This window comes from Verrucomicrobiota bacterium (assembly GCA_016871535.1).
In the GTDB taxonomy this organism is placed as follows: domain Bacteria; phylum Verrucomicrobiota; class Verrucomicrobiia; order Limisphaerales; family SIBE01; genus VHCZ01.
In genome coordinates, this window is the sequence record VHCZ01000360.1 from 1 (window position 1) to 5,077 (window position 5,077).

The 5,077-nt window shown below is 56.0% G+C and carries 5 protein-coding genes; all 5 read right to left on the reverse strand.

Features of this window, described 5'->3' with window-relative positions; translation table 11 throughout:
* Positions 1 to 2,055: 2,055 nt before the first annotated feature.
* Positions 2,056 to 2,292: a type II toxin-antitoxin system HicB family antitoxin gene (locus FJ398_25965; GenBank protein MBM3841334.1), complete on the reverse strand. Its 237-nt coding sequence runs from the start codon at positions 2,290 to 2,292 to the stop codon at positions 2,056 to 2,058.
* Positions 2,293 to 2,306: 14 nt separating this feature from the next.
* Positions 2,307 to 2,549 carry a type II toxin-antitoxin system HicA family toxin gene (locus FJ398_25970; protein ID MBM3841335.1) on the reverse strand — a complete coding sequence of 81 codons (243 nt, stop codon included), beginning with the start codon at positions 2,547 to 2,549 and terminating at the stop codon, positions 2,307 to 2,309.
* Positions 2,550 to 3,698: 1,149 nt separating this feature from the next.
* Positions 3,699 to 4,178: a HEPN domain-containing protein gene (locus tag FJ398_25975; GenBank protein ID MBM3841336.1), complete on the reverse strand. Its 480-nt coding sequence runs from the start codon at positions 4,176 to 4,178 to the stop codon at positions 3,699 to 3,701.
* On the reverse strand, positions 4,102 to 4,635 hold the full coding sequence (locus FJ398_25980) for a nucleotidyltransferase domain-containing protein (GenBank protein MBM3841337.1): 534 nt from the start codon (positions 4,633 to 4,635) through the stop codon (positions 4,102 to 4,104). Before FJ398_25980 ends, FJ398_25975 begins: the two co-directional genes overlap by 77 nt.
* A 231-nt stretch (positions 4,636 to 4,866) precedes the next feature.
* Positions 4,867 to 5,077 (reverse strand): hypothetical protein (locus FJ398_25985; protein MBM3841338.1); only part of this gene is annotated, 211 nt, incomplete at its 5' end.

Sequence of the window (5,077 nt, forward strand, 5' to 3'; positions counted from 1 at the left end):
TTCTTTTTCGCCAGACTTCGTTGCTTGCTCCTTACAGATCCACTTCGGGATATGCTCGTCGCTCGCGCCTCGTCTGGCCGAAAAATCCCTTGCCGCGAACGTGAGCGTATTTATGAAATGGACCACTAAGGCGACAAACCCCTCGGCTTCCTTGGCTGCGTCAACAAACTTGATTCTCACCATTTTCATGCCAAACAATCCGCACTCACCCAATCACGGTTTCCAGGCAGTGTCAACCGTGGGTGTGGAACGAAAGGTGTCAGTTCTTATTATATTATGGGCAAGTCTGCGTGCCGAACGAGTATTCAAGACCGGGGTCCATCTTGGCGTCGAGCGTCCAGGGTCGAGGGGCGGAGCTGAGACCAAATGACCAAGGACCAACGACTAAAGACCTGAAGTCAGTCAGACGTGGATTCAATGTGAGAGTTCAGAGCTGCAATTTCTGTCTCGCCTCGTGGATTGAATAGCGACGCTTGGACTGGTTTTCAAACCGCGCCTCGAGCAATTCAACATAGTCTCTCAAGTCCTCCAATTCTTCTTTCACCTTTCCAAGCTGACGCCCGATTTCGGGCCGTGACCTTCTCGTTACGGGCCGGCTAAGAATCGAACTAGTCATAAACGTCCTTTCGATCACCAATTTTCTGCACTACGATCTTTTCGCCTTCGAGATCAAAGAGGATGCGATACTTACCCGATCGCAATCTGTATGCGTAATCAGACTCGTGGAGACGCTTGATATCGCCGCGCAAACCCTCGGCCAAGCAAGCCCTGTATCTTCTCCAGGATCTGCGCAGCATGCCGTTTCGGCAACTTCGCCAATGCCTTCAAAGCGCCTTCAGTTATCTCGACTTCCATCCCGATTCGAAGTCCCGTCAATTTGTCTCAGAGCCGGTATGCCGACATCCAACCAGGGCCAAAGGTGTTCATGGCCTGAATTCCAGAATGCCAATCCGATTCCAGCGGTACCGAATAGCGCACGAACTGTTTTTCTTCGCGGACCGGGAGGCGGTTTTGGGCAGTGTGCAGAATTTGCTTCAATTGAACGGCGCGGTTCCAGAAATAATAGGCTGCGGAGTCTCGCGAAATGGAATCGCGTCCCCATTCCGTTGTTCCGATCAATGGCTGTCCCCCTGCCAGGGCGCACCAGGCGGCGGCTTCGCGGTTCGCACTTTTGGGGAGTTCGAAAATGCGGAAGTCGCATTTTAGGAGACGGGAGTTGGGAGATGGAAGTTGGTCGAGTCCAGAGGTCGGAGATCGAAAGTCAGAGGTCAGTGTTGATTTCTGATCGCTGACCGCTGACTTCTGATTCCTGACTTCTGTTCTGTAGAAAGTTCCGCTCAAGATGTTCGTCGTTCCGAGGGTTTTCATCACCGATTCGCTCACCGGATCGGGGACGAAGGTGTAGCCGGGGATGTTGGTCCGCGCCGAAAGCCAAAGGCGCGGCGAAGAGCTAAGGGCAGAGGGCGAAGGGCGGGCGATATCCGTGTTGAACCAAACGTATGCACCCAAGATGCAAAGGGCGAAGGGCAAAGTGAGGAGAAACGGGCCAAGGGCAAAGCGCCAAGGGCGGAGAGCAAGGCGCAAAGGCCCAAGGGGTAAGAGCAAGGGGCGAAGGGAATGGGGCCTCCGTGCGCTTTGCTCATTGCTCTCAGCCCTACGCTCTTTGCTCTTACCGTTTTGCTCTTTGCTCACAGAGATCGGGAGAAGTTGGTGATTTTTCGGCTCAACGTGTCGCAATCAACCAACAGGTTGGTCACGCCTTCTTGTTCGCAAAGGGCAAGGGGGCATGGAGCGAAGGGCAGCGAACCAAGCGCCAAGCGCAAAGGGGCCACCATACTCTTCGCCCCGTGCTCTTTGCCCAAACTGTGGTCCTTGCTCCATCCTTTCGCACGGAGGTTAGCGCGACTGAAAGTTGTGTCAATGTTGATCTGAGACTCATGAAGCGACGAAGCGACGGGCACGTTACTCATCGGGCATGCCGAGGAGGCCCTTTTTTCGGAGACGCGCCGCTTCTTTAGGCGGGATAGTCTCGGCGCCCATAAAAGAACGCCAAAATTACAGGGTCGAACATCGAACATTGAACGCTGAACTTACCATCCGCCTCCGAGGTTTGGGGATGGACTGGCCGATGGACTTGGCGGCCGTGATCCAATTTGTGATCGCCATCTCAACATTCAAAAGAGCCTCGGCTCGTGATGCACCGTGAGCCGCGCACCCCGGCAAGTCGGCCACTTCCGCAACAAAGATTTCGTCACGGTCGTCCCAATAGATGTCGATTTCGTATTCGGCCATATCTGGTGTTTTCTTCATATCAAGTTTCCAGCCTGCAGGACGTTGCGAACTTGACGGACCTGGTAACCTTTCGCTTGGTGGCCGGCTGGCTGCAAGTTGATAACTCCACACCCAGGCTTTTTGAAAACGTGGTGGCTGCCAGAAATAGTCTCCACGAATCCTAGATGCTTCAGCAGATTCCGCAACCCATCAAAGCGGATTGCGTAATCGGAATGCCCCCGCCGAATCCTCTCAATCGACTTTTCGTGCCGTGACACGAGGATTCAACGAACCCCTGAACCAATTTCTTGACCACGGATTTCACGGATTTCGCGGATATGGAAGCGGTCTTATCCGTGTGATCCGTGTAATCCGTGGTTGAATCAGGTTCGTGGGGAGGGATTACGGCTCGGAGAGGTGAGGGGACATGCTCCTCTTTATGCAACGTTACGGTTAACGACCTGAATGATTGCATATCAACACCGAGACGACCGAAGCGGCAGGCGAGACGCCCTCGCTTCCTTGGGGAGCGGGTTTTCTCAACATGGATCGAAAAGGGGTCAGCGGTCAGAAGTCAGCGGTCAGCGGTCAGCGGTCAGAAAGGGGCCAGGGTTGTTGATCATGGAGCCGAGCATTTTGCCAATTTCGGCACACAAGCCAATTAGAGCCTGTTTTGAAATTCGGCGGGGTCCTGTTTTCGCGGAAAAGGCATTCTAGCGAGGCGCCTGCCTGTGCGGGGCACGCAGACAGGCGACGAGCGAGCATACCCGCTGGCGGTCTGTGAGCGAGATGCAACGAAGCCAGAAAGCCTTTTCCGCGAAAACCCTCTGGGCGGCGGGTCTTTTGCACGGGGGCTTCGTTGGCTCGGTCCTGACAACCCGCTGCGGGGATGCTCGGACCTCGCCGCCTCGCCCCCGTCCAAAATCCCTCGCCGCAGGATAGCTGAACCCAAATTGACCGATCGCGACGGCGAGAACGCTGAAGCGGAATCGTCCTTAGATTGTGCTCGGGACTGTCGTGGAGCAGCATCGGGAATTTAGAGCCTGTTTTAAAATTGCGTGGAGTCCGAGCACACGAACCGAGATCAGCGGCGGAAAGAAATCAATGGCCAGCTTTTCTGCCTCACGATGGCGGCGTCGAAGCAGTTCTAACGCGCCGGTGTCAAAGAGAATGGGCACGTGCTGAGGCTTCCGACCGCAGTTGTTTGAGGTTCTTGAGCAGCCAATCACCGCTTCGATCGAGTTCTGGATTGGGCTTGCGTACCCAAAAGAGCGGCACCGGGGGTACTCTCCTTTTCGTTGATCGCGGCGGAGCTTTCGAGGATGGCCTTAAAGTCTTCTTCATCGCGGGTCAGAGATGGATCAGGGATCAGAAGTCAGCGGTCAGAGGTCAATAGTCGGAGGCCAGTGGAAGACGGGCTGGAAGATTCATGCGTTTTGATTGAACGTCGGACCAAAACGCGACTTCAGACGGGCTAACAATTCACGGGTCGCGGCCACATCGCAACGGAGAGCACCCCAGTCGGGATCTTCGAGGTCAAACCCGGGGTACCGCGCCATGAAATAGACCTCCGCATACGCTGTCACCAGCGGATTCAGAGCCGGACACAGGTCGGACTGTCGGGTTTCAAGTTCGCCAAACAGCTTGCGCAGATCATGGGTTTTCTCCAGAAACCAACCCAGTCGGAGTAATTCGGCCTTCATCACCTTTTCGATCACTTCCGCCAGTTTCCCACGGCACATTTCGTAACCCTCCTCCTTTTCCGACAGCACACGGATACCGTTCAGGTCGCTCTCCGAAAGGTAGAGCCAATCAGCCGGATTGCTGGAGTCAGTCTTCCGTGGCAAGGGGCACTCCCTGATCAAGGATGGTCTGGAAAAAGTGGTCCTTGGTCGCTTTCTTTTCAGCGAGCCGCTTCGGCGCGATGGGAATGAGTGTAAAGGCTGGACGGGGCCAGACGCGGAGGAGCGCCCCGCTCAGTCGTTGCGAGGCCGCTATCTGTCGCTCGGCCTCGTCACTGACCACGCACAGGTCCACGTCGCTATCTGGACGAGCGTCGCCACGCGCGTGTGATCCGAAAAGATAGACTGCTCGGAGTGGCATGACGGACGCCATCGCGTGCAGACAGCGCTCGATCGACTCCCGATGTCCGGTCAGCGACGGAGGCAGGTTTTCCAACAAAAGCTTCATCTGGGATCCGATGGGGCAGTCCTCACTTTTGCTGTGCTGCCCAGGCTTTCGAATCACTCGGTGAGCGGCGCGTCGGTACGTCGGTGCGTCGGTGAGCGGGGGCCAACGGCGAAAAGGCAAGAGCAAAAGAGGCCGTGGTCCCGTGGTCCCGTGGTCCCCCGGTCCTGCTCCCATCGTTTCTCATAAACGTTCCGCTCAGGATGTTCGTCGTGCCCAAGGTCTTCATGACCGATTCGCTCACGGGTTCGGGGACGAAGGTGTAGCCGGGGATGTTGGTCCGCGCCACAAGCCAAAGGCGCGGCGAAGAGCTAAGGGCAGAGGGCGAAGGGCGAGCGATATCCGTGTTGAACCAAACGTATGCACCCAAGATGCAAAGGGCGAAGGGCAAAGTAAGAAAGTAAACTTTCACAGCGCGGCGCATGGCGTCAAACTGACCAAGGACTTTGGGAGAGTCATCTCCTGCCAACTCGCCACCCGCATCCCGCGCAAAAAGGTCCGCGCCATTTTCCCGAAGAGCGTCTCCACCAGGTTGAGCCACGAACCGTGCTTGGGCGTGTGCACATACACAAAGCGGTTGGGGCGTGTGGCCAAGTACGCCATCGTTTCCTTGCTGATA